This is a genomic window from Brucella pseudogrignonensis, assembly GCF_032190615.1.
Lineage (GTDB): Bacteria > Pseudomonadota > Alphaproteobacteria > Rhizobiales > Rhizobiaceae > Brucella > Brucella pseudogrignonensis_B.
Genome location: NZ_JAVLAT010000001.1, coordinates 735,734 through 757,098, shown reverse-complemented (window position 1 = coordinate 757,098; position 21,365 = coordinate 735,734). Strand labels below are relative to the sequence as shown.

The following is a 21,365-nucleotide window of genomic DNA, read 5'->3' as shown; positions in this document are numbered from 1 at the left end:
TCAGTAGTTTTTCCGCAAATCCATGCCCGTATAAAGCGATGCTACTTCTTCGCCATAGCCGTTGAACGGCAAGGTCGGGCGGCGGCTGGCGCTAAAAAAGCTGCCTTCGCCAATTCTGCGTTCAGTTGCCTGTGACCAGCGTGGATGATCGACGTCGGGGTTCACATTGGCATAGAAGCCGTATTCATTGGCCGCCTGTTGCTGCCATGATGTCGGCGGTTGTTTTTCCACGAAGCTGATCTTCGTGATCGACTTGATACCTTTGAAGCCATATTTCCACGGCACAACAAGACGGATAGGCGCGCCATTGGCGTTAGGTAATGTCTCACCATAGAGGCCAACTGATAGAAGGGTCAGCGGATGCATGGCTTCATCAAGGCGTAATCCTTCAACATAGGGCCAGTTCAGAACCTGGAACAGCCCCGTCTGACCGGGCATTTCCTCTGGCCGCACAACGCCTGTGAATGCAATATATTTGGCGGAGCCGAGCGGTTCGACTTGTGCAAGCAGGCTTGCCAGCGGAAAGCCGATCCACGGAATGACCATCGACCATGCTTCGACGCAGCGCATTCGATAGATGCGCTCTTCAAGCGGCATCTTGGCAATCAGCTCCTGCATGTCGAATTCTTTGGGTTGTTTGACCAGCCCGTCGACTTTCAGGCGCCATGGCAACGGTTTGAAGTTTCCCGAATTGGCGGCAGGATCGCTCTTGTCAGTGCCGAATTCGTAGAAATTATTATAGGTGGTGACCGCTTCCTTTGGTGTCAGTTTCTCATCGACCTTATAGCCCGAAGCGGCTGCTTTCAGCGGATCGGCAAAAGCGCCTGATGCAAAGCCTGTTGCAGCGATTGCACCTGCGCCGATGAGAAATTCGCGTCGACGCAGATAGAGACTTTTCGGTGTCACATCGCCCGAATTGAGGCGGGCAGATGAAAAACGGCCAGGCTTGAAGCTGCTCATATCAAAATTTTCTCCGCCAGATTTATTTTTTAAAGCTAGGGCAGTTTTCGCTCTAAACACGTCAAAAGAATGATTTTTTTGCCATTCAATTATGCCTCACATGATGTTGATAGGCAAAATTAAGTGTAACAGTAATGTAACAGATTGTAATTTTGCGTGTTTTCGTCACATTCTTGCTCAATCTCTGCTGTTAAGAGCACCGCGTAAATTGAATTGGCACGGGTCTCAATCAGATCCGGGGGGCTGCCTTAAAACCTTCGTTAACATATAAGTGGCAAATTGTTCTTATGGTAAAGAAGACGTTTATAGCCGCCATAATGATGGCGCTCGCAGCAACAACAACCACTGCTTTTGCAGAGGGTGAACTCATGCCGGTTAAGGTTGTGAGTAAGTCACAAGGCATGGCGTTAAACGGCATCTCTGCTTCTATGAAAGATGAAACTGGCACTCTCCGGCTGGGTGAGGGCGTAACAATGCGTGACAAGAAAATGGATGTTGAAACGACGCCGGAGCAGAATTTCTCGCGTAGCAAGCGGTTCATCTATCGTTTTTATAAGCCTGAAAACGCGTCAAACGAGTTGATTGTCTTGCTGCACGGTTCAGGTGGCAATGAAACCAGCCTCGTTCCGATGGCATCAAAAATCTGGCCACGTGCAACGCTTCTCGGTGTCCGCGGTCGCGTGATGCAGGATGGTGGTACGCGCTGGTATAAGCGCATTACGCCTGTCAAATTTGACCAGAAAGATGTGAAACTCGAAGCCAATGCGTTTGTGACTTTCCTCACGCGCCTTGCTGACGAGAAGGATCTTGACCTGCCACATGCGACATTCGTTGGTTATTCGAATGGCGCAAATCTGCTGGCAGCAACCATGATGCTGCACCCGGATCTGGTAAAACGTGCTGTGTTGATGCGCTCAATGCCGGTTCTGGATAATGTATCGGTCGCTAATCTGGGTAAGACGCGCGTGCTGACGATTACCGGGCAGGAAGATAAGCTTTATTCGCCATTCGCACCGGCTCTCTCGGCACTGTTGCGTGCTGGTGGGGCGAAGGTTGATGCCCGTATGATCGAGGCAGATCATATGCTTGGCGACAAGGATGCGTCGGCTATCAGCCAATGGGTGGCTTCCCTTGGTCCCGATGGCGGGCCAACGGTCACGATGAAAGCGAAGTGATCAAAAGGCCCCAATCGGGGCCTTTTGTTTGACTGTTTTCGTCAGGTGGTTGTCATATCGATGACGCCGCAGTCGCCCGTTTCAGAGCCGAAGGCAAGACGTGTTCCGTGATTGTCCCAGCCCATGCTGGTGATGGAACCCTTACCGGGACGACGCAGAAGAACTTCCTTCTGGTCTTCAAAGCGCACGAGAAGCACCATGCCGTCATTATAACCAATGGCGGTGATATCTTCGACTGGGTGACAGGCGACGGATGTGACCATGCTGTCGCCGCGAAGCCCCAGTTCCAGAGGTGCCTTGCCCATCGGGCCGTCTTTGCCAGCAAATGGCCAGACGATTGCCGCTGGTGCGCCGGAGGTTGCAAGCCACTTGGCTTTCGCGCTCCAAGACCAATCCTTAACCTTGGCCGGATAGCCGGTCATGCGCATGTGCTTGTTATCTTCCAATCGCCAGCCATGCAGTGCGTTTTCCTGCATCGATGTGATCAGGAAACGGCCATCGGGCGAGAAGATTGCACCGATATGTGCGCCTTTCCATTCCAACTCCACAGGCTTTGCTTCCGTGCCGGTCCAGATCAGCGTTGCACCATTATAGCGCGCAATTGCCAGACGCTGGCCTTTTGGCGCGAAAGCAATGCCTTCAACGCTGCGCTCCTGCGGATATTCCTGCACTTTGCCGTTGGATGTGCGCACCCATGCCGAGCGGCTTGAGGCGAAAGCAACAGTGCCGCTTGGGCCGCTTGCAATTGCCGTCATCCATTTGCGCGGAACTTTGGCAAGCTCTGTGACTGCGCCATCCGATGCGGTTTGGCAGACGCGGCCATCCTCGCCGCCAGTGAGCAGCGACTTGCCGTCAAAGGACAGCGTTGCACTCAGCAAACCGTCATGCGCTTCGCTGGTCTGGTGGCCGTTATCCAGCCGATGGATGGTTCCATCGGCCAGAGCAAAGAACGGAACGCCGTTGATAAAACGGGCGTAAAGGCAATGACCGTGAAGGTCGAGTGGGGCAACTGTAGGCATCAGTGTCCAATTTTACTTTGCTAAGTTTACTGGGCTTGGCAGTTCTCAAAGCCAGCTTTGAGTTCAGCCGCATCCAGTTCACGTCCGATAAAGACCAGACGGCTTTCATGCTTTTCTTCTGGTTTCCATGCGCGCTGGTGATCACCTTCGATGATCATGTGCACGCCCTGAACAACGTAGCGGTCCGGGTCGTCTTTAAACGCGATGATGCCCTTTAGACGCAGAATATTTGGACCCTGTGTCTGGGTGATATTCTGAATCCATGGGAAGAATTTCGCTGGGTCGACTTCACCCAAACGTAGCGAAACAGAAGTTACAGTCACATCATGGATCGGTGATGCATGGTCGTGATGATGGTGGTCGTGGCCATGTTCATGCCCATGGTCATGATTGCAGTCCGGGCCGCATGTATGGTCATGATCGTGGTGGTGATGATGATCGTGCCCATGATGATGGTGATGATCATGCCCGTGATCGTGGTCACAATCAGGGCCACAAACATGATCCGGATGGTCGTGGTCGAGGAAGTGCGGATCGTTTTCGAGCGCGCGCTTCAAATCAAAGGCACCGCGATCAAGCACGCGATCAAGCGGAATGGCCGAACGTTCGGTACGGTGAATGATGGCATGCGGATTGATCGCGCGAACGGTTGCTTCAACAGCTGCCAGTTCTTCCGGTGTGACAAGATCAGTCTTGTTGATCAGTACCACGTCAGCAAATGCGATCTGGTCTTCGGCTTCGCGGCTGTCTTTCAGGCGCAGTGGAAGATGCTTGGCATCGACGAGGGCAACAACGGCATCGAGAACCGTCTTCGCGCGTACATCGTCATCCATGAAGAAGGTCTGCGCAACTGGAACCGGATCGGCAAGGCCAGTTGTTTCAACGATGATCGCATCAAAACGACCCGGACGGCGCATCAGGCCCTGCACAACGCGAATCAAATCGCCGCGCACGGTGCAGCAAATGCAGCCATTGTTCATTTCGTAGATTTCTTCGTCTGACTCGACGATCAAATCGTTGTCGATACCGATCTCGCCAAATTCATTGACGATTACCGCATAACGCTTGCCGTGATTTTCGGTCAGAATGCGGTTGAGAAGCGTGGTTTTACCCGAGCCCAGATATCCGGTCAGAACGGTAACGGGAATGCGGGCTGCTTCTGTGGTCAACTTGCCCTCAGTTTGGGCTTCAGCCTGGCTCATTGTTCATGCCTCTTGCGTTGCTGCCTTTTTATGGTCGCGCAGATGCGCACCAGTCAGGCTTCAGATCGGGTATTTCATATAAGGGAAGGTATCCGGTAATGCTATATGCAATGCTATATTATAACACCCGCTCCAATCACGTTCTTGCCAACACGTCCGGCGTAAAGCGGGCAAGGTCAAATTGATCCACATCCTGCAAAAGTTCGAGGAAGCCCGCAACAGCGTGGGCGAGGATTTTCTCGCCCGCTTCGGCAGTTGCAGCGCTGGCGTTGCCCGCAACGCCTTGCGCGTTGAGATCGTGCATTTTCCAACCGAAAGCATGCGGGCCATAGGCGCGCAAATGTTTGAACTCTTTTGCGAAGTCGGATTGTTTGCTTGGGAAGTTTTGAGCCTTTGACATATCGACCAGATCGGGCCGTAATGCCAGCATCACCGATGTTTCAATGAAGCCGCCATGAATATCGAGCGCTTTGTCTTCTGGTGTGATCATTCCTTCAGGCAGCCCGAAACGCGTCCAGCTTGTCGCCACCGCCAGCATATCGAGGCGGGTGCGCAGTTCGGTTGCAACGATTGTCATGAGTGGTGAATTGCCACCATGCGCATTGAGCATCACAAGCTTGCGAATGCCGCCTGCATGGAGGTTTTCGCCCATACCGATCCATTGATTGACCGCTTCCGAAAAGGCGAGGCTTTGCGTGCCTTCCACATCCATATGTTCGATGGAATAGCCGACTGGCTGTGCGGGCAGGAAATTGACATTGAGATTAGACGGCAGTGCTTCGTTGATACGCGCAACAATGCCTTCAACGATAATCGTATCTGTTTCAAAGGGCAGGTGAGGACCATGCTGTTCGTGAGCGCCAAGTGGCAGGACGACAATCATGTCGCTGTTCTGGTCGCGCAGGTCGGTCATGTTTTTCTCCAAGCTGAATATTCTTAAACTATCGGGCATGAGCCTAATGTTGATCGATTAAAACAGCAACCATTGGTCAGATTCCGACATTTGCGTTTCGCATGTGCTAAAGACGTGCAATGTTAGCCGCGAAAATTTATTTGCTGCGGCAAAGTTACTTTGCAGCTGCAATATTTACCTTAACATGTTGCTGGTGCTTGCGGCTTCATATGTCAGACAATATCTTACTATAAATTGCACTTTATTAGTCGGTTGACCAAGGGTGAGGTGGCGATGAGCAAGGACAACAAGGCAGTGATGCTCTACCGGATGCAATCGGTAGCAAGGCTCACACGGACAGTGCTTGCCACACGTCTTCTCGAATTGGGGCTTTATGCCGGACAGGATGCAGTGATGCTGCAACTGGCATCCGAAGATGGTTTGCCGCCTGGTGTTTTAGCGCAACGTCTCGGTGTGCGTCCGCCAACTATCACAAAAACCATCACGCGACTGCAAAGTCAGGGTTTTGTTGTCAAGCGGGCGTCTGACACCGATCAGCGTCAGTCGCATGTCTATTTGACACCGCAGGGCATCGAAGCCATCAAGATCATTGAGAAGTCGATTAAGAAGACCGAAAAGGACATGCTCAAAGGCCTCGATAAGAAAGAGCGCAAGGCTTTCCTCAAGATGCTTGGCCGCATGGAGAACAACCTCAATGAACGGGGTGCTATGCGCTTGTCCGACGAGTTGGACAAGGAAGTTGTTGATGATGACGATGTGGAATGAGTGTAAGGCCATAACGCCGCGCTGAAAAAACTTTCAATTCAATGATTGCAATGGCATAACCAATTGAAATGGGATTGCCGCTTCTCTCTTTGAAATGATCTGAAGCGATTCCCGTTGTGATTGATGCAAGATCATTTCGGGGAGGCGACTTGGCTCAGAAAATCAAGCTATCGACCATCGCAGATGCGCTTGGTGTTTCGACTGCTACCGTTTCGCTGGCATTGCGCGACAGCCCGCTTGTCGCGGACCAAACCCGTGAGAAAATTAAAGAGCACGCCCGCGCCATTGGTTATATTTATAACCGGCGTGCTGCCAGTCTGCGCACGTCACGTTCCGGTATTGTCGGTGTCGTGGTGCATGACATCATGAACCCGTTCTTTGCTGAAATTTTGCGTTCCATTGAAACGGAACTGGATCGGTCGCGCCAGACTTTCATTCTGTCCAACCATTATGATCAGCTCGAAAAGCAACGCACGTTTATGGACACGCTGCTGCAGCTCGGTGCCGACGGCGTGATTATGTCGCCAGCCATTGGTACGCCGCCAGAAGACATTCAGCTGGCCGAAGATAATGGCTTGCCGGTTGTGTTGATTGCACGTGATGTGGATGGCGTTCATGCGCCGGTTTTCCGTGGCGACGATGCTTATGGTATTGGCCTTGCCACCAATCACCTGATTTCGCTTGGTCATACGCGCATTGCGATGATCGGTGGTACTGACCAGACCTCGACAGGTCGCGATCGTTATCAGGGCTATTTGCAGGCCATGCAGAAGGCTGGGCTGGAAGTAAAGCCGGAATGGCGCATTGCCGGCCCGCGTACCAAGCAGGCGGGGTTTGAAGTTGCTCCTCAGTTTCTGGCTCTGAAAGACAAACCAACGGCAGCGGTCTGCTGGAATGACCTTTCTGCCATTGGTCTGATGAATGGTATTGCGCGCGCTGGACTTGTGCCGGGCGAAGATATTTCCGTGACAGGTTATGACGATCTGGAAGAAGCAGCGATTGCGACGCCTGCGCTGACAACCGTTTGGAACGGTCAGCGCGAGGTGGGTCGCCGTGCGGCTCGCGCGCTGCTTGATCAATTAAATGGCGTAGAGGTTTCGCATGATCAGGAACTGATCAAGCCGGAACTACATATTCGACAATCTACATCCAAGCCGAAAAATCTTTGAATTTCTCTTCAATAAGCGAGCCATTTGCCTGGCTCGCTTTATTTTTGCATGAACATAAGGAAGCTGGCATGACCCAACGTGAAGCGACCATTCTGGTGCTCGGTAATTTCAACGAATATGCCGTGCAGCGGCTGTCGGGCGAGTTCAAGGTCAAGCGCATTCCCAAGGGAGATGCGGCGCTGGTTGAAGCAAGCTGGGCTGAGGATGTTAAAGGCATTGCGAGCATGTCGATCGTGAATGCGGGTCTGATTGATGCGCTGCCAAACCTTGAAATCATTGGCAATTTCGGCGTTGGTTATGATGCGGTGGATGCAAAACATGCGGCCACCAAAAGCGTCATGGTCACAAATACACCGGACGTTCTGACCGACGAAGTGGCCGATACGACCATTGGTCTGCTGATCGATACGGTTCGCGAATTGTCTAAATCACAGGCGTTTCTGCGTTCTGGCGAGTGGGTCAAGCAGGGCCGCTATCCGCTCTCAAAACTGTCGTTGCGGGGCCGTAAGGTCGGTATTTTCGGCCTTGGCCGTATTGGTAAAGCCGTTGCCCATCGCATTGAAGCGTTTGGCTTGCCGATTTCCTATCACAATCGCCGCAAGGCTGATGATGTAAGCTATACCTATTATCCAAGTCTGCTTGAACTGGCGAAGGCGGTCGATACGCTTATTCTTGTGGCGCCCGGTGGTGCGGAAACAGAAAAAGCAGTTAATGCGGAAGTTTTAAGCGCACTCGGTTCTGAAGGCGTTTTAATCAATATTGGCCGCGGTTCAGTCGTGGATGAAGCGGCACTTGCAGAGGCGTTGAAGAACGGCACGATTGCCGCTGCTGGTCTTGATGTTTTCGCCAATGAACCGAATGTGCCGCAGGCGCTTCTTGATGCGCCAAATACAGTTTTGCTACCACATATTGGCTCGGCATCGGAACAGACCCGTCAGGGCATGGCCGATCTCGTGATCGACAATCTGATTTCATGGTTCGACAAGGGCGAAGCACTGACGCCCGTGCCGGAAACCGCGAACCTGAAGAAGGCCTGATATAGTTCTATTCTGTGCGCTGCGCCTTGTGCGCACGCACAGCGTCCCCGAAAGCTTCAAAAATCTTGCGTGATGGCGCATCCGTTTGGACCCAATATTCCGGGTGCCACTGAACGCCAACGACAAATCCCTTTGCATTCTTGACAGAGACAGCTTCAATTGTGCCGTCGTCTGCTGTCGCTTCAACTGCTAAGACTGGCGCAAGCTTGTCGATTGCCTGACGGTGAACGGAGTTGACCTTCACGCTGTCGGACTTGAGAATCCCTGCAAGACAGGAGTTTGGCGCGATCTTGATCGGGTGCTGAATGGCAAAGCGTTCGGCTTGGCTGTCTGATTCCGGCGCGCGATGGTCCATCCGACCTGCCAGTTCCTGAATTTCTGTGGCCAGCGTGCCGCCCAGCGCAACATTTAGCTCCTGAATGCCACGGCAAATTGCTAGCACGGGGACGCCCTTGTCGACTGCCGCTCGGATGAGTGGGAGCGATGTCGCATCACGCGCATTGTCATATGGCTCGAAAGCCGCACTTTGCTCTACGCCATAAAGCTCTGGATTGACGTTTGATTTTGCTCCCGTCACCAGCAGGCCATCCACGCCATCAAGGATTGCGTCAATATCGATCTTGTCGCCAAAGCTTGGAACGAGAAGCGGTGTGACTTCTGCAACATCAATTGCTGCGGCCAGATACTGTTCAGGAGCCGAGTGCCAGACGTAGTTTTCAAAAGGCTTAACATCGGTGGGGACGGCGATGAGCGGGCGAGGATTTTTTGACATAGTCGAGAGGATTCCAGCGGAGGCTTCTGATGTTGAATTAGTTAATACGTCGGTGATCGCGGCGCAATCTGCATGTAAAATATAGTGTTGTTGTGGTGGGTTTTTGCTGACGCCCCTTTGCACGCAAAGTTTATGCTGCTCCAAATCAACTGCTTAGATTGGCGTTTTGGGGAGGGCAAATGACCGATAATCAATTTTTCTTCGTCGCAGGATGTTGCAAAACCTATGATTAGCCGTGGCAGCTGGGGGAGTGATCTTTAACACGACGAGCATTCTTGCGGAGCGAGCGCAAAAAAGCGCTGCTGCCGATGCCATGTCGAAGGCCCGTGTCAGCAAAATGACGCGTGAATTGGTGCTTAAGTTTGCATCCTGTGGTCTTCGTGTGAATATTATCGCGCCGGGTGGTTCCCGACACGAATCAACGTGCAATATCTTGGTGGTCCGGTGGCGCTTCACTTAAAAAAGCTTTCATCCGATGAAGCAGTTTGGAGCAACAAAGCTCATTGATGGTGACGTGCTTCTGTTTGCTTCGTATACCAGCGTACAAAACAGGCTCTGCGCTTACAATCGCTGGTGGTCTTTGTTTGTGAATTAAAAAACGGTTAGCTCGTTTCTGATAATGGCAGCGGCTGCGGTAATTTTATATTTCTCGATCATTATGTCGAAAAGCATACTAGAAATAGCGGCTATATCCGCTTTTCGGCCTAATATCGGAGGATTTTCCTGATCTATATGAAATGGAGCATTTTTACTTTTTATTCTATCAGAATTTGATTGTACTCAGAAATTTCCGAAAGTAAACGTCAAGGTTGTATTCTCAATTTTACCTTGTCGATATTTATCAAAGTCTTTAAAAGCAAAATACATCTTTTGATTGTTTCAATAACAGCTTGTGGTTTAGTTTGGCGAAACGTATTTTTAAGTGATTAGTGGCATATTCCCCTCTGAAAGGGGTACAATCAAAAAGATGTGGCATAGCCTTCAACCAGAGATGCCTGTTGATGTACGACTGTCGTTTTTGCGTTCGCTTTACGGCAATCGGACGACATTATGGTTTGGTTTGCTTGCCCATGTGGTGGCATGCGTCGTCATATATGTAAAAACCGCTGACTGGCGCTTTTTGGGCTTTGCCGGTTTTTTCACGATTGTTGCTCTTGGTCGTCTCTACGACATGCATAAATTTGACCAGGCTAAACTTGGTAATTTATCTCACGCTGATTTAGACAAATGGGAAGCACGATATTTGGTCGGCGCTTCATTGGTTTGCGCTACGCTTGGAATGCTTTGTTTCTTCTCAAGCTATGTATTGCGCGATTCATTTGCCGAGCTGGCAAGTTTGACGATCCTGCTTGCGTCAGTCGTTTCGATCGTTGGACGAAATTATGCGTCTGCAAAAGCCGTTATGTTGATGTCCGCATGCACCCTTATTCCGGTGTTGGCTGGACTTATTCTTGCGGGGACACCCTTTCACGTCGTGATTGGCTTGCTGTTAATTCCGTATTTCCTTTCTAATATCCAGATGGCCAACGGACTGCGCGAGTTTCTTTTTGCGGCGGTTATGGGAAAGCGGCGCCTTTCGGTTGTCGCAACGCGTTTTGATGCTGCTCTCAATAACATGCCGCAAGGCTTGCTGATGTTTGATGCGCAACAGCGCATAGCGGTGATAAATCATAAGACGAAAGAGCTTCTGAAAATCGCTGAGCATACGAAACTTAGGGGGCGCAGGCTGGAAGTTTTACTGCGCTATTGTGCGAAACAGGGCTTGTTTCCGCATAATGATTTGAACAGCATAAGAACACGGATGCAGGATCTTATTTCGGGTCGGAAGTCGCGCGATATTTTACAATTATCCGATGATCGTTACATTGAATGCGTTGGCAACCAGACGTCGAATGCTGGCGTTGTTTTGATGTTTGAAGACGTGACGCAGCGTGTTGAGTCTGAAGCGCGTATTCAACATATGGCGCGTTTTGATGGTCTTACGGCACTCCCGAACAGAAATTACTTTGAGACGATGGTGCGCTCCGTGCGGGCGCATCATCCCCAAGACTCTCTCGCTGCGTTGATTGTTATAGACATCAATCACTTCAAACACGTCAACGATACGCTTGGTCACCACGTTGGCGACATGTTTCTGCGTCTTTTTGCAGACCGGTTGAATTCTCTTGATCCGGAACGTTTCGTTGCATCTCGTTTCGGTGGTGATGAATTTGTGGTGTTCGCATTCAATTTGAAGGGAGACGATGACGTCGCGCCCGTGATGGAACACGTTTTTTCCGTCGTAAATGGTGTTTATGATTTGAATGGTGATCAAATTCACATTGAAATCAGTGCCGGGGTTGCCACGGAAAGCATCGAAAAATGCGACGTTGCCAGCATGCACATGAATGCTGACCTTGCGCTTTATGAAGCAAAAGGCTCTGAAGGTACGCATTGGGCGCAGTTCGTTGGCGCGATGGATACGAAGTATCGTGGACGGCAGAAACTGAAGGCCGATCTTCGTCTTGCCATTGAAAACCGCGAGATCAAGGTCGTCTACCAACCAATAGTAAGTGCACAATCGTTGCGCATTGTCGCTTATGAAGCGCTTGCACGTTGGGAACATTCGGAGCTCGGTCCAATCTCTCCGGTGGAGTTTATCCCGCTTGCTGAAGAGATTGGTATCATCACGAACATCACTCGTTTCATGCTGAACCAGGCATGTCTCGACTGTATGTCTTGGGGTGATCGCATCGGTGTTTCAGTAAATTTGTCGGCGATCGATTTGAAAAACAGTGACATAGCGCGCGATATCGCGAATGCGTTACAAAAATCAGGTCTTCCGGCGCGGCAGCTTGAGGTCGAAGTGACCGAAAGCGCGATCATTGCTGATCGTAACCAAACTTCGCTTGTATTGCAGCGACTGAAAAATGCCGGAATTAATATTGCTCTGGATGATTTTGGTACTGGCTATTCAAGCTTGAGCTATCTTAACAGCTTGCCTCTCACCAAGGTAAAGATTGACCGATCATTCGTACAGGATATTACGACAGATCGGCGGTCGCTGATGCTGCTTCGTGGCGTTACTCAGTTATCGCACGAGCTTGGTTTGGCCGTTACAGTTGAAGGTGTTGAGACTGAAGAGCAATTGGCTCTTGTGCGCGTGGCGGCCGGTGCTGATCTTGTTCAGGGCTATCTCTTAGGCAAGCCTATGCCTGGTGACCAAATCAAAACGTCTTCTGCCAAGGCTACCTTGATTCACGATGTCGGGCACTCAATTGCCTAATCGATAGAGACGATACATGGCCTTTAATTTAGGCATTGATAACTCAAGTAGCCCGCACTTTATAGTGATTTTCAACTCTGCATAACATGAGATCATATCATCCAATTCTCTTAGAAATTTTTTGAGAGACGTTTTGTGAATTTTAGACATGTGGGGAGGACATGAATAAATATTTGCGCAGAATAATTTATTCTCTAATTTTTATTCTTATTTTGATGGGTATCTCGGCGGCTTTTTTCTGGAAAAAGATTCACGAATATTGGGCCGTTTATCAATATGCCCAAACGTTTGAGCCGAGTGTGATCGATCAAAATTTCCGAAGTCTTTATAAGAAATATTCTTCGGTTCGCGTACCACATTCGTCTGATGTGGGTGTCCTGCCAAGGGCAGAGAAAACACTGCCTGAAACTTATGAATATAAGGGCGAGACACGTAAGATTGACGACTTGCTTCGACGAACCGACACGACTGGCTTTATCGTTTTAAAAGATGGTGCGATCGTTCACGAGCAGTATGCGCGTGGGAATACGGATCAAACTCAGTCTATAGCGATGTCACTCTCTAAATCATTCGTATCGTTTCTGATTGGGAATGCGGTACGAGATGGTTTGATTGACCTCAATAAACCAGTCGACGATTATTCGCCGATGTTAGCGGAGGGTGGTTATAAGGGCGTTACGGTCAAAAATGTACTTCAAATGTCATCTGGCATTGGGTTCAATGAAGATTACGGAGATCTCAATTCGGATATCGTTCATTACATTATCCAAATATTGACGGGTTCTGTCTTTGAATTCACAGCACATTTAAAGAGTGAACGTCCGCAAGGCACTGTCAATCAGTACGTATCTGCGGATACGCAGGTTCTGGCAATGGTTCTGGAAGGTGCCACAGGCGTTCCGATTCAAAAATATTTCCAAGATAGACTGTGGTCGAAACTCGGAGCGGAAGCAGATGCCTATTGGCTGACTGATTCAACGGGTGAAGTTGTTGCTGCCGGTGGCTTGAATGCTGTCCTTCGTGATTTTGCGCGTTTCGGCTTGGTTTATATGAACGAGGGGCGGAATTATCGCGGCGAGCAAATCGTGCCGACTCGGTGGGTGCATGATTCAGTCACCCCGGATGCTCCCCATTTGATGCCCGGTCGTCCTATGTCCGGTGGAAAAGTTTCCTATGGTTATGGGTATCAGTGGTGGATACCGGCTGAGCCACAGGGCGATTTCGTGGGCGTGGGTATTTATGGACAGTTCATCTACGTCAATCCGGTCGAGCGTGTGGTAATTGTGAAAACCTCAGCCTATGCAAATTACAACGTGGATGGCGCTGCGATCAAGGATGAAACAATCCACATGTTTCAGTCGCTGGCTAATGAGCTGGAATAGTTCGAATTGCTCTCCAAAATGGCCGCTTTTGCGGCCATTTCTTATTTATACAACTGCCGATTATGCGAGATTGAAGGCTAGACAGAACCAATGGGAGTTTATGTCATCGACAAGTGCTAAAAACTCAATCTTTCACCTTTACACGCTTATAAAGCACCTTATTCTGCGCAGTGATTTGACGGGGTGCGGATGCAATTTGAATGAGTAATGAAGCTGTCTCCGGTGGGCAACCGCCACTATCTAATTTCGCGCGGCAGCTATTGCAGTTTCTGGATCGAGTGGAATATCGACGCATTGTTCACGCGGAAGATCTCGAGGAGATTGGGCGGCTTCGCTATCGTTCCTATCGAACTGCGAATGTAATGCATGAAGCGGCTGTGCCGTCGATTGTCGATGATATCGACCGCGATAGCCACGCCTTCGTGTTTGGCATTCATATTGATGGGCAGCTTGTGAGCACGCTGCGTATTCATCACATCACGCCAGATCATCGTCGGGGCACGAGTTATGCGCTTTTTCCTGATATTCTTGATCCACTACTCAATAGCGGGATGAGTTTCGTCGATCCAACACGCTTTGCGGCGGATCCAGAATTGCTGAGTGAATATCCGGCAATCCCCTATGTGACGTTGCGCATCGCTGCGATGGCTTCTGAATATTTTGATGCGGATCAATGTCTTGCATCGGTAAAGCCAGAGCACATGGCGTTTTATAAGCGTATTTTTGGTACGACCGTTATGGCTGAAGCCCGTGAGCATGAAGGGTATGGCATCAAGGTCGGTCTAGGCGCGGCACCCATTCGCAATATCCGCGATGCCGTTGCGGTGCGCTTTCCTTTTTTCAAATCGCAGCCGCACGAACGCCGTGCCATGTTTGGTAGCATTGCCAATGGTGTGGGACCGCTAACGATTATGCCGACAGCAAAATATACTGGGCTGGGTGTCTGATAAGGTGATCATCTCCAGTTTATGTATGATGATTTCATTTTATTATTAAATTTATTTTGAAAATTTCTTTAAAGAATTAATTCTGGCAATTTTCCAAAATAAACGTTATCTGGATCGCGGAGCCGCTTGATGCGGAACGAGGGATGACGACATCCACCGAAGAAGCCGTTGCTCTAAATGGCCTTTGACTGTGATGTCGTGCATTGAAGATTGCGGATATTCTGTCTAAACTTCGACAAAATATCTCAATGGGTGGAACTAAAAATGGCAGAACATCACAACACGGCCCCGGCCGAACTTGGCGCGCCAATGGATTATACCGAGCATGATAAAACCTATGCTGGTTTCATGGGCATGTTTAAATGGGGCACAGTAGCGGTTGTCGCACTCCTGGCTTCCATGGCGTTCGGTTTTTTCGCGGGAGGGTTCTTCTCCGCGACCGTTCTGTTTGTTCTGATCTGCGCCGCTGCCTGGTTCCTGCTTTAAGGATTTAAACCAGCAATCATCCGCACGATTTGATCGAATGCCTTGGTATGGGTGCAAAACGCGCTTTACCGGGGCTTTATGCATGTCGTCTGTTTCAAGTTTTGAGGGCTTCTTCCGGGACGCCCGCATTGTGCCCGGCTGTGAGGTCGGATCAGAGCGTATCCCGAAAAGTGTGAAGCTGTTTTTGGAAAAGTACGCGAAAAAATTAACACGTGTAGCGTCGATCCGATGCCAATTAGATCGGTGCGTCTCAAGCCACGAAAGGGAAACCAGTTGGCCCAGACTATATTCATTCCGAAAGAGAGTGATCCCGTTGAGCCCCGCGTTGCGGCATCTGCCGAGACGGTGAAGAAATTCATCGCGCTTGGATTTGATGTCGTGGTGGAAAAAGGCGCAGGAGAAAAATCGCGTATCATCGATACCGATTTTGTGAGCGCTGGCGCGCGTATAGGCACTGCGGCTGACGCCAAAGCGGCAGACGTCATCCTGAAAGTGCGCCGTCCGAACGATGCGGAACTCAAAGGGTATAGGTCGGGCGCAGCCCTTTTCGCGATGCTTGATCCTTACGGACATGAAGATGCCGTTGCAGCGCTGGGCAAGGCCGGGATTTCCGCTTTTACGATGGAATTCATGCCGCGCATTACCCGCGCACAGGTGATGGATGTGTTGTCATCGCAGGCCAATCTTGCAGGATATCAGGCAGTGATTGATGCGTCTGAAACTTATGATCGTGCAATGCCGATGATGATGACGGCAGCTGGCACTGTTCCAGCGGCGCGCGTCTTCGTCATGGGGGCAGGCGTCGCCGGACTTCAGGCGATTGCGACCGCGCGTCGCCTGGGTGCGGTTGTAACGGCGACCGACGTTCGGCCTGCGGCAAAAGAGCAGGTGGCCTCGCTTGGCGCGAAGTTCATCGCTGTCGAGGATGAAGAGTTCAAGGCGGCGGAAACCTCGGGCGGTTATGCCAAGGAAATGTCGAAGGAATATCAGGCGAAGCAGGCGGCACTCGTTGCTGATCATATTGCCAAGCAGGATATTGTCATTACGACCGCACTTATTCCGGGCCGTCCGGCTCCGCGTCTTGTGACGAAGGAAATGGTTGCGGCCATGCGTCCCGGATCAGTGCTGGTTGATCTGGCAGTGGAACGCGGCGGCAATGTTGAAGGTGCTGTTGCCGGTCAGGTTGCCGAGGTTAACGGCGTGAAGATCGTCGGCCATCTCAATGTGCCGGGCCGGATTGCAGCCACTGCCTCGCAGCTTTATGCGCGCAATCTTTATGCGTTCCTTGAAACGCTGGTCGATAAGGAAACAAAGCTTTTCCGGTTTGATCCTGAAGAAGAGCTGGTGAAGGCAACACTTCTGACCCATGACGGCAAGGTTGTGCATCCGGCTTTTGCTAAGGCTGAAGTGGAACCTGCACCCGTGGCTGTAGTCGAGAAGCCGAAAGCGGCATCGAAGACAAAAGCCGCTGTTGCCGAAGGCGAGGCTCAAAAACCTGTTGCCAAAGCAACCCGAAAAACACCGGCAAAAGCTGCAAAAACTTCCGCTGATGGAGGAGAGGCATAATGTCCGATACAGCACTCGAAAAAGCTCTTGAGAGCCTCAATCAGGCGGCGGATGCCGTAAGGCAAGCCGCTGAAAATGCAGGCGGCTTAGGTGATGCAGCGGCTGCTGCCGCTCATGCCGCATCCGGTGGTGTGGTTGATCCGTTTGTCTTCCGCCTTGCGATTTTCGTTCTGTCGATTTTCGTCGGCTATTACGTCGTCTGGTCGGTGACACCTGCGCTGCATACGCCGCTCATGGCTGTCACCAATGCCATTTCATCGGTGATCGTGGTCGGTGCACTTCTTGCAGTCGGTCTTTCGCTTTCGGGCTGGGCAACCGGCTTCGGCTTCATCGCGCTCATCCTTGCAAGCGTGAACATCTTTGGCGGCTTTCTGGTTACCCAGCGTATGCTCGCCATGTACAAGAAAAAAGAAAAGTGAGGGCTGAGCCATCATGAGCGTTAATCTCGCAGCCTTCCTCTATCTGGTTTCCGGTGTTCTGTTCATCCTGGCACTGCGCGGCCTTTCGCACCCAACCACCAGCCGTCAGGGTAACACCTACGGAATGGTCGGTATGGGCATCTCCATCGTCACCACGCTGTTGCTGGCACGTCCAAGCTTTGGCGGTCTGGTTTTGATTATCCTCGGTATCGCCATTGGTGGCGGTATTGGTGCAGTGATTGCACGCCGCATTGCCATGACCGCGATGCCGCAGCTTGTGGCGGCCTTCCACTCGCTGATTGGTCTTGCAGCCGTGCTCGTTGCTGCCGCAGCCCTTTACTCACCGCATTCCTTTGGCATTGGCGAGGTGGGACAGATCCACGGTCAGGCGCTGATCGAAATGTCGCTGGGTGTTGCGATTGGTGCAATCACCTTCACCGGTTCGATCATTGCGTTCCTGAAGCTTGATGGCCGTATGTCGGGCAAGCCGATCATGCTGCCGGGGCGTCATGTCATCAATGCGGCCCTTGCTGCTGCAATCGTGATCCTGATTGCCGTTCTGACCAATACCGAAAGCCATTTCGTGTTTTGGCTGATCGTCATTTTGGCACTGGTGTTTGGCGTGCTGATCATCATCCCGATTGGCGGCGCGGATATGCCGGTCGTCGTTTCCATGCTCAACTCCTATTCGGGCTGGGCTGCGGCAGGCATTGGTTTCACGCTCGGCAATCTGGCGCTGATTATTACCGGTGCGCTGGTCGGTTCATCCGGTGCGATCCTGTCCTACATCATGTGTAAAGGCATGAACCGCTCGTTCATCTCGGTTATTCTGGGTGGTTTCGGCGGTGATGTGGCAGCTGGCGGCAGCGGCGAAGTCGAACAGCGTCCGGTCAAACAGGGTTCGGCTGACGATGCGGCCTTCATCATGAAGAATGCATCTAAGGTCATCATCGTGCCGGGTTACGGTATGGCAGTGGCACAGGCACAGCATGCGTTGCGTGAAATGGCCGACAAGCTGAAGGCTGAAGGCGTGGAAGTGAAATATGCAATCCACCCCGTTGCCGGTCGTATGCCGGGCCACATGAACGTGCTGCTGGCTGAAGCCAACGTGCCTTATGATGAAGTGTTCGAGCTTGAAGACATCAATTCGGAATTTGCGACGGCTGATGTTGCCTTCGTGATTGGTGCAAATGATGTGACCAATCCGGCAGCGAAAACTGATCCGCAATCGCCGATTTTCGGTATGCCGATCCTTGATGTCGACAAGGCCGGTACGGTGCTGTTCATCAAGCGCGGCATGGGATCAGGCTATGCTGGCGTGGAAAACGAGCTGTTCTTCCACGACAACACCATGATGCTCTTCGCTGATGCCAAGAAGATGGTGGAGAGCATCGTCAAGGCTTTGGACCACTAGGCCTTGATATTCGGGTTCTGGCGGCCTGCAAATGGAGCGGTCCTGCGCTTCCGGTGATTATGTACGTTCAGTACATTCCGCTCCGGTTCTCGAACCCCACCATTTTCGGCGCGCCATTTTCCCGAATCTCATAAGGTCGGAGTGCATGGGTGAAAAAAAAGGGCGGTTTCGAGCCGCCCTTTTATTGTAATCGAACAAGTTAGATCAGCCGTATATCATCTTGTCCTGCAATGCGCGCAACTCGGCAATCTTGGAGCCGGGCTGCGGTGCTGCATTGGCATAGGTGATGAGTGCACCCTTTTTGATTGGTGCAGTGACGGTGCCGTTTTGCAGCAAGCCGCAAGGAATGGCTTTGGCGTTGCGTGCTTCCGGTGTCGTCATGATCCATGAACGGTAGCAATATTGTCCAATGGCATCGAGCTTTTCGCCGGGCTGCATGTCTTTCTTTGCGACTGCGCAGACTTCTGCAACCGGCTTTGGCAGCGGCACCATATCGGATTTTCCATATAGAACCGCGCGTGCGACTGTCAGCGGCACTTCAAGCGATGTGAGGTGGTATGGACGGTGGAAGGTGAAATAGGGGCCTTTACCGATCTTCAGATCTTCAAGGCGCTCATTCAGGCGAGGGTGGTCCATCTTGGCCACAACGAACACGCCGGGCGAAACGCCTTTACCAATGGAATAGTCCACAACGCCGCTCTTGCTGAGAACGCCGCCATCGGCTTGTGGGATAAGGGTTTGGCTCAACTGATCGACGCTCGCACGCGGGCCATGCATGCCAGCAATGTCCGGGACAAGGCCAGTCGCATTGGCAATCGCGGCCATTTCGACCATGGTTTTTGAGCCGTCAATGAATTCCACCAGCAGGCGGACATTCATGTTTCGGCGGTCGGCCTCTTCCTGATAGTCGTCAGGGATGGCATCAAAATTGAGAGGGTTGTTCTTGCCCTTGCCAGCAGAGACCACTTCATAGCCAAGGGCTGAGACAAATTCGATCAGTTCCATGCAGGATGAAGGCTCGTCACCTGCGCCCAGCGAATAAATGACGCCCTGCTTGTCGGCCTGTGCCTTAAGGTAAGGCCCGATGGTGACATCGGCTTCGATATTCATCATGACAAGATGCTTGCCGTGCTCAATTGCTTTGATGCCGGTTTCTGCACCGACTTCCGGAATGCCTGTTGCATCAATAACCACGTCGATCAGCGGATTGGAGAGGATCAGATCATTATCGCCGGTGACTGCGATTTTGCCGCTTTCGATTGCGCTGGTCATAGCGCTTTCAGTATTGGCCTCACGCGCATTTTCTTCATCGCCATAGGCGGTGCGGACAGCCTTGAATGTGTTTGGCAGACGGCGTGCAGACAGCGCGCCGACTTCAATGCCGGGCATACGCGCCACTTGCGTGACAATATCTGTTCCCATTTCGCCAGCGCCAATAAGACCGATGCGGATTGGTTTGCCTGTCTCAGCGCGCGCTTGTAAGTCCCGCGCCAGTCCAACCAGTGCCACATTCGTTGTCATAAGGGTCTCCGCGATAATTTTTGTCACGCTTCAATTGTTATGATGCGCAATGGACGAACAGTCTCTATATCAACAACGAAACATGCGCATCTCAAATCGGCGCGACAAAATACGCATTCTACCGGAGTTCTTATGAGCAACGCATCCCCCTTCGACCTCGTCATCTTTGATTGCGATGGTGTTCTCGTCGATAGCGAACCGCTTTCCTGTCGCGCCTTTGAGCAGGTATATGCCAATCACGGCATGGTGTTGCCGGAAGGAACCGTTGCCAAAGGTATCGGCATGAAACAGGCCGACATCTTGGCGATGATAGCCGATCTGACTGGTCATCGTCTGCCGGCTGAGGCGTTGACCCAGTTCTGGCCTGAAACGAAGGTTTTGTTTGCAGAGCATTTGCAGCCAGCGGTTGGTATTGCAGACTTCCTGAAAGTGCTGCCTAACAAGCGTTGTGTGGCGTCTTCATCGCAGCCAGAGCGTATTGCCTTCAGTCTCGAGAAGACCGGGATCAGCCAATATTTTGGTGATGCCGTTTATTCATCCAGCATGGTCAAGCGCGGGAAGCCTGCGCCAGACTTGTTTCTGTTTGCTGCCGATAAAATGGGTGTCGATCCGGCGCGCTGTGTGGTGATCGAAGATTCGCCTTTTGGCGTTGAAGGTGCAATTGCGGCTGGTATGACGGCTTTTGGCTATACGGGCGGCGGACATACCTATGAAGGCCATGCTGAACGTTTATCATCCAAGGGTGCGCATAAGGTTTTTGACCATTGGGACAACATTGCCCGTGAAATACTGGTTACTGCCTGATTAACGGCCTTGCTGTTGCGTTCTTAATAGATAACAACTGAGTATCAGTTCAGCAGAAAGTTTCATGGAATGAAAGACGCAATTACGCTCGACCAGTTGCGCGAGGCGATCGGTACGGAAATCGGATGTTCCGAGTGGCGCGAAGTCACGCAGGAAATGATCAATCAGTTTGCGGATGCAACGGATGATCATCAGTTCATTCACGTCGATCCAGAGCGTGCAGCCAAGGAAACGCCTTTTGGCGGCACGATTGCGCACGGCTTTTTGACCCTGTCGCTGCTTTCGACGCTGGCATTTGAAGCACTTCCAATGCTTGAAGGTGCAACAATGGGCATCAATTACGGCTTTGACAAAGTGCGGTTCATGTCGCCGGTGAAGACCGGTGCGCGTGTTCGTGCCCGTTTTAAGCTCGCCGATGCCGATATTCGTCCATCGGGCCGCGTCGTGAACCATTACGAAGTGACGCTGGAAGTCGAAAATATGGTCAAGCCAGCGCTGACCGCAACATGGCTCACCATTGCTGTGGTTGAGCCCGTTCGCGGATAACAG

Annotated in this window: 20 protein-coding genes; 14 read left to right on the top strand and 6 right to left on the bottom strand. The window is 51.4% G+C overall.

Going from position 1 to position 21,365, the window contains the following annotated elements; all coding sequences use genetic code 11:
• Positions 1-960 carry a protein-methionine-sulfoxide reductase catalytic subunit MsrP gene (gene msrP / locus RI570_RS03670; protein WP_313827028.1) on the bottom strand — a complete coding sequence of 320 codons (960 nt, stop codon included), beginning with the start codon at positions 958-960 and terminating at the stop codon, positions 1-3.
• A 317-nt stretch (positions 961-1,277) separates the two neighbouring features.
• On the opposite strand from msrP, the gene RI570_RS03665 reads away from it, so the two are divergent.
• On the top strand, positions 1,278-2,135 hold the full coding sequence (locus tag RI570_RS03665; RefSeq protein WP_313828539.1) for an alpha/beta hydrolase: 858 nt from the start codon (positions 1,278-1,280) through the stop codon (positions 2,133-2,135).
• 41 nt (positions 2,136-2,176) lie between these two features.
• On the opposite strand, the gene RI570_RS03660 is transcribed toward RI570_RS03665, so the two are convergent.
• The 3 genes from RI570_RS03660 to RI570_RS03650 all read right to left on the bottom strand — a co-directional run bounded on the left by RI570_RS03660 (position 2,177) and on the right by RI570_RS03650 (position 5,269).
• Positions 2,177-3,154 carry a WD40 repeat domain-containing protein gene (locus RI570_RS03660; RefSeq protein WP_313827027.1) on the bottom strand — a complete coding sequence of 326 codons (978 nt, stop codon included), beginning with the start codon at positions 3,152-3,154 and terminating at the stop codon, positions 2,177-2,179.
• Between the two features lie 26 nt (positions 3,155-3,180).
• On the bottom strand, positions 3,181-4,356 hold the full coding sequence (locus RI570_RS03655; protein ID WP_313827025.1) for a GTP-binding protein: 1,176 nt from the start codon (positions 4,354-4,356) through the stop codon (positions 3,181-3,183).
• Between the two features lie 136 nt (positions 4,357-4,492).
• On the bottom strand, positions 4,493-5,269 hold the full coding sequence (locus RI570_RS03650; protein ID WP_313827024.1) for a creatininase family protein: 777 nt from the start codon (positions 5,267-5,269) through the stop codon (positions 4,493-4,495).
• 273 nt (positions 5,270-5,542) lie between these two features.
• Here RI570_RS03650 and RI570_RS03645 point away from each other — a divergent pair, with 273 nt between their 5' ends.
• From RI570_RS03645 to RI570_RS03635, 3 genes are all read left to right on the top strand, one after another.
• The gene (locus RI570_RS03645) at positions 5,543-6,034 is read left to right on the top strand and encodes a MarR family transcriptional regulator (RefSeq protein ID WP_313827023.1); all 492 of its coding nucleotides are present in this window, start codon (positions 5,543-5,545) and stop codon (positions 6,032-6,034) included.
• 149 nt (positions 6,035-6,183) lie between these two features.
• Positions 6,184-7,203 (top strand): LacI family DNA-binding transcriptional regulator, encoded by a 1,020-nt coding sequence (locus RI570_RS03640; RefSeq protein WP_250038635.1) that lies wholly within the window; start codon positions 6,184-6,186, stop codon positions 7,201-7,203.
• Between the two features lie 68 nt (positions 7,204-7,271).
• Positions 7,272-8,240, top strand: coding sequence for a 2-hydroxyacid dehydrogenase (locus RI570_RS03635; RefSeq protein WP_313827022.1), 969 nt, complete (start codon positions 7,272-7,274; stop codon positions 8,238-8,240).
• A gap of 7 nt (positions 8,241-8,247) precedes the next feature.
• Here the strand turns inward: RI570_RS03635 and RI570_RS03630 are convergent, their stop codons facing one another.
• Positions 8,248-9,012, bottom strand: a complete 765-nt coding sequence (locus tag RI570_RS03630; protein ID WP_313827021.1) for a gamma-glutamyl-gamma-aminobutyrate hydrolase family protein — start codon at positions 9,010-9,012, stop codon at positions 8,248-8,250.
• Positions 9,013-9,247: 235 nt separating this feature from the next.
• Here RI570_RS03630 and RI570_RS21630 point away from each other — a divergent pair, with 235 nt between their 5' ends.
• From RI570_RS21630 to RI570_RS03595, 8 genes are all read left to right on the top strand, one after another.
• Complete coding sequence (locus RI570_RS21630) at positions 9,248-9,472, top strand: SDR family oxidoreductase (RefSeq protein ID WP_409558614.1); 225 nt, start codon at positions 9,248-9,250, stop codon at positions 9,470-9,472.
• Between the two features lie 507 nt (positions 9,473-9,979).
• Positions 9,980-12,277 carry an EAL domain-containing protein gene (locus tag RI570_RS03625; RefSeq protein WP_313827020.1) on the top strand — a complete coding sequence of 766 codons (2,298 nt, stop codon included), beginning with the start codon at positions 9,980-9,982 and terminating at the stop codon, positions 12,275-12,277.
• Positions 12,278-12,492: 215 nt separating this feature from the next.
• On the top strand, positions 12,493-13,659 hold the full coding sequence (locus RI570_RS03620) for a serine hydrolase (RefSeq protein WP_313828538.1): 1,167 nt from the start codon (positions 12,493-12,495) through the stop codon (positions 13,657-13,659).
• 200 nt (positions 13,660-13,859) lie between these two features.
• The gene (locus RI570_RS03615; protein ID WP_313827019.1) at positions 13,860-14,606 is read left to right on the top strand and encodes an N-acyl amino acid synthase FeeM domain-containing protein; all 747 of its coding nucleotides are present in this window, start codon (positions 13,860-13,862) and stop codon (positions 14,604-14,606) included.
• 264 nt (positions 14,607-14,870) lie between these two features.
• Positions 14,871-15,092, top strand: coding sequence for an aa3-type cytochrome c oxidase subunit IV (locus RI570_RS03610; RefSeq protein WP_250038640.1), 222 nt, complete (start codon positions 14,871-14,873; stop codon positions 15,090-15,092).
• Positions 15,093-15,365: 273 nt separating this feature from the next.
• Positions 15,366-16,658 (top strand): Re/Si-specific NAD(P)(+) transhydrogenase subunit alpha, encoded by a 1,293-nt coding sequence (locus RI570_RS03605; RefSeq protein ID WP_313827018.1) that lies wholly within the window; start codon positions 15,366-15,368, stop codon positions 16,656-16,658.
• Positions 16,658-17,077, top strand: coding sequence for an NAD(P) transhydrogenase subunit alpha (locus RI570_RS03600; protein WP_094540189.1), 420 nt, complete (start codon positions 16,658-16,660; stop codon positions 17,075-17,077). The genes RI570_RS03605 and RI570_RS03600 overlap by 1 nt, the downstream gene beginning before the upstream one ends.
• 13 nt (positions 17,078-17,090) lie before the next feature.
• Positions 17,091-18,491, top strand: a complete 1,401-nt coding sequence (locus RI570_RS03595; protein WP_313827017.1) for an NAD(P)(+) transhydrogenase (Re/Si-specific) subunit beta — start codon at positions 17,091-17,093, stop codon at positions 18,489-18,491.
• A gap of 204 nt (positions 18,492-18,695) precedes the next feature.
• On the opposite strand, the gene RI570_RS03590 is transcribed toward RI570_RS03595, so the two are convergent.
• Entirely contained in the window at positions 18,696-20,012 is a 1,317-nt protein-coding gene (locus tag RI570_RS03590; RefSeq protein WP_313827016.1) for a 1-deoxy-D-ribulose 5-phosphate reductoisomerase, read from the bottom strand.
• Positions 20,013-20,144: 132 nt separating this feature from the next.
• Between RI570_RS03590 and RI570_RS03585 the strand changes: the two genes are divergently transcribed.
• Both RI570_RS03585 and RI570_RS03580 read left to right on the top strand, forming a co-directional pair.
• On the top strand, positions 20,145-20,816 hold the full coding sequence (locus RI570_RS03585; RefSeq protein ID WP_313827015.1) for an HAD family phosphatase: 672 nt from the start codon (positions 20,145-20,147) through the stop codon (positions 20,814-20,816).
• A 69-nt stretch (positions 20,817-20,885) separates the two neighbouring features.
• Entirely contained in the window at positions 20,886-21,362 is a 477-nt protein-coding gene (locus RI570_RS03580) for a MaoC family dehydratase (protein ID WP_313827014.1), read from the top strand.
• The last annotated feature ends 3 nt before the right edge of the window (positions 21,363-21,365 follow it).

Coding starts and splice junctions, on each gene's coding strand:
- msrP (WP_313827028.1), bottom strand. CDS start 960: ATGAGCAGCTTCAAGCCTGGCCGTTTTTCATCTGCCCGCCTCAATTCG.
- RI570_RS03665 (WP_313828539.1), top strand. CDS start 1,278: ATGATGGCGCTCGCAGCAACAACAACCACTGCTTTTGCAGAGGGTGAA.
- RI570_RS03660 (WP_313827027.1), bottom strand. CDS start 3,154: ATGCCTACAGTTGCCCCACTCGACCTTCACGGTCATTGCCTTTACGCC.
- RI570_RS03655 (WP_313827025.1), bottom strand. CDS start 4,356: ATGAGCCAGGCTGAAGCCCAAACTGAGGGCAAGTTGACCACAGAAGCA.
- RI570_RS03650 (WP_313827024.1), bottom strand. CDS start 5,269: ATGACCGACCTGCGCGACCAGAACAGCGACATGATTGTCGTCCTGCCA.
- RI570_RS03645 (WP_313827023.1), top strand. CDS start 5,543: ATGAGCAAGGACAACAAGGCAGTGATGCTCTACCGGATGCAATCGGTA.
- RI570_RS03635 (WP_313827022.1), top strand. CDS start 7,272: ATGACCCAACGTGAAGCGACCATTCTGGTGCTCGGTAATTTCAACGAA.
- RI570_RS03630 (WP_313827021.1), bottom strand. CDS start 9,012: ATGTCAAAAAATCCTCGCCCGCTCATCGCCGTCCCCACCGATGTTAAG.
- RI570_RS03625 (WP_313827020.1), top strand. CDS start 9,980: ATGTGGCATAGCCTTCAACCAGAGATGCCTGTTGATGTACGACTGTCG.
- RI570_RS03620 (WP_313828538.1), top strand. CDS start 12,493: ATGGGTATCTCGGCGGCTTTTTTCTGGAAAAAGATTCACGAATATTGG.
- RI570_RS03615 (WP_313827019.1), top strand. CDS start 13,860: ATGAGTAATGAAGCTGTCTCCGGTGGGCAACCGCCACTATCTAATTTC.
- RI570_RS03610 (WP_250038640.1), top strand. CDS start 14,871: ATGGCAGAACATCACAACACGGCCCCGGCCGAACTTGGCGCGCCAATG.
- RI570_RS03600 (WP_094540189.1), top strand. CDS start 16,658: ATGTCCGATACAGCACTCGAAAAAGCTCTTGAGAGCCTCAATCAGGCG.
- RI570_RS03595 (WP_313827017.1), top strand. CDS start 17,091: ATGAGCGTTAATCTCGCAGCCTTCCTCTATCTGGTTTCCGGTGTTCTG.
- RI570_RS03590 (WP_313827016.1), bottom strand. CDS start 20,012: ATGACAACGAATGTGGCACTGGTTGGACTGGCGCGGGACTTACAAGCG.
- RI570_RS03585 (WP_313827015.1), top strand. CDS start 20,145: ATGAGCAACGCATCCCCCTTCGACCTCGTCATCTTTGATTGCGATGGT.
- RI570_RS03580 (WP_313827014.1), top strand. CDS start 20,886: ATGAAAGACGCAATTACGCTCGACCAGTTGCGCGAGGCGATCGGTACG.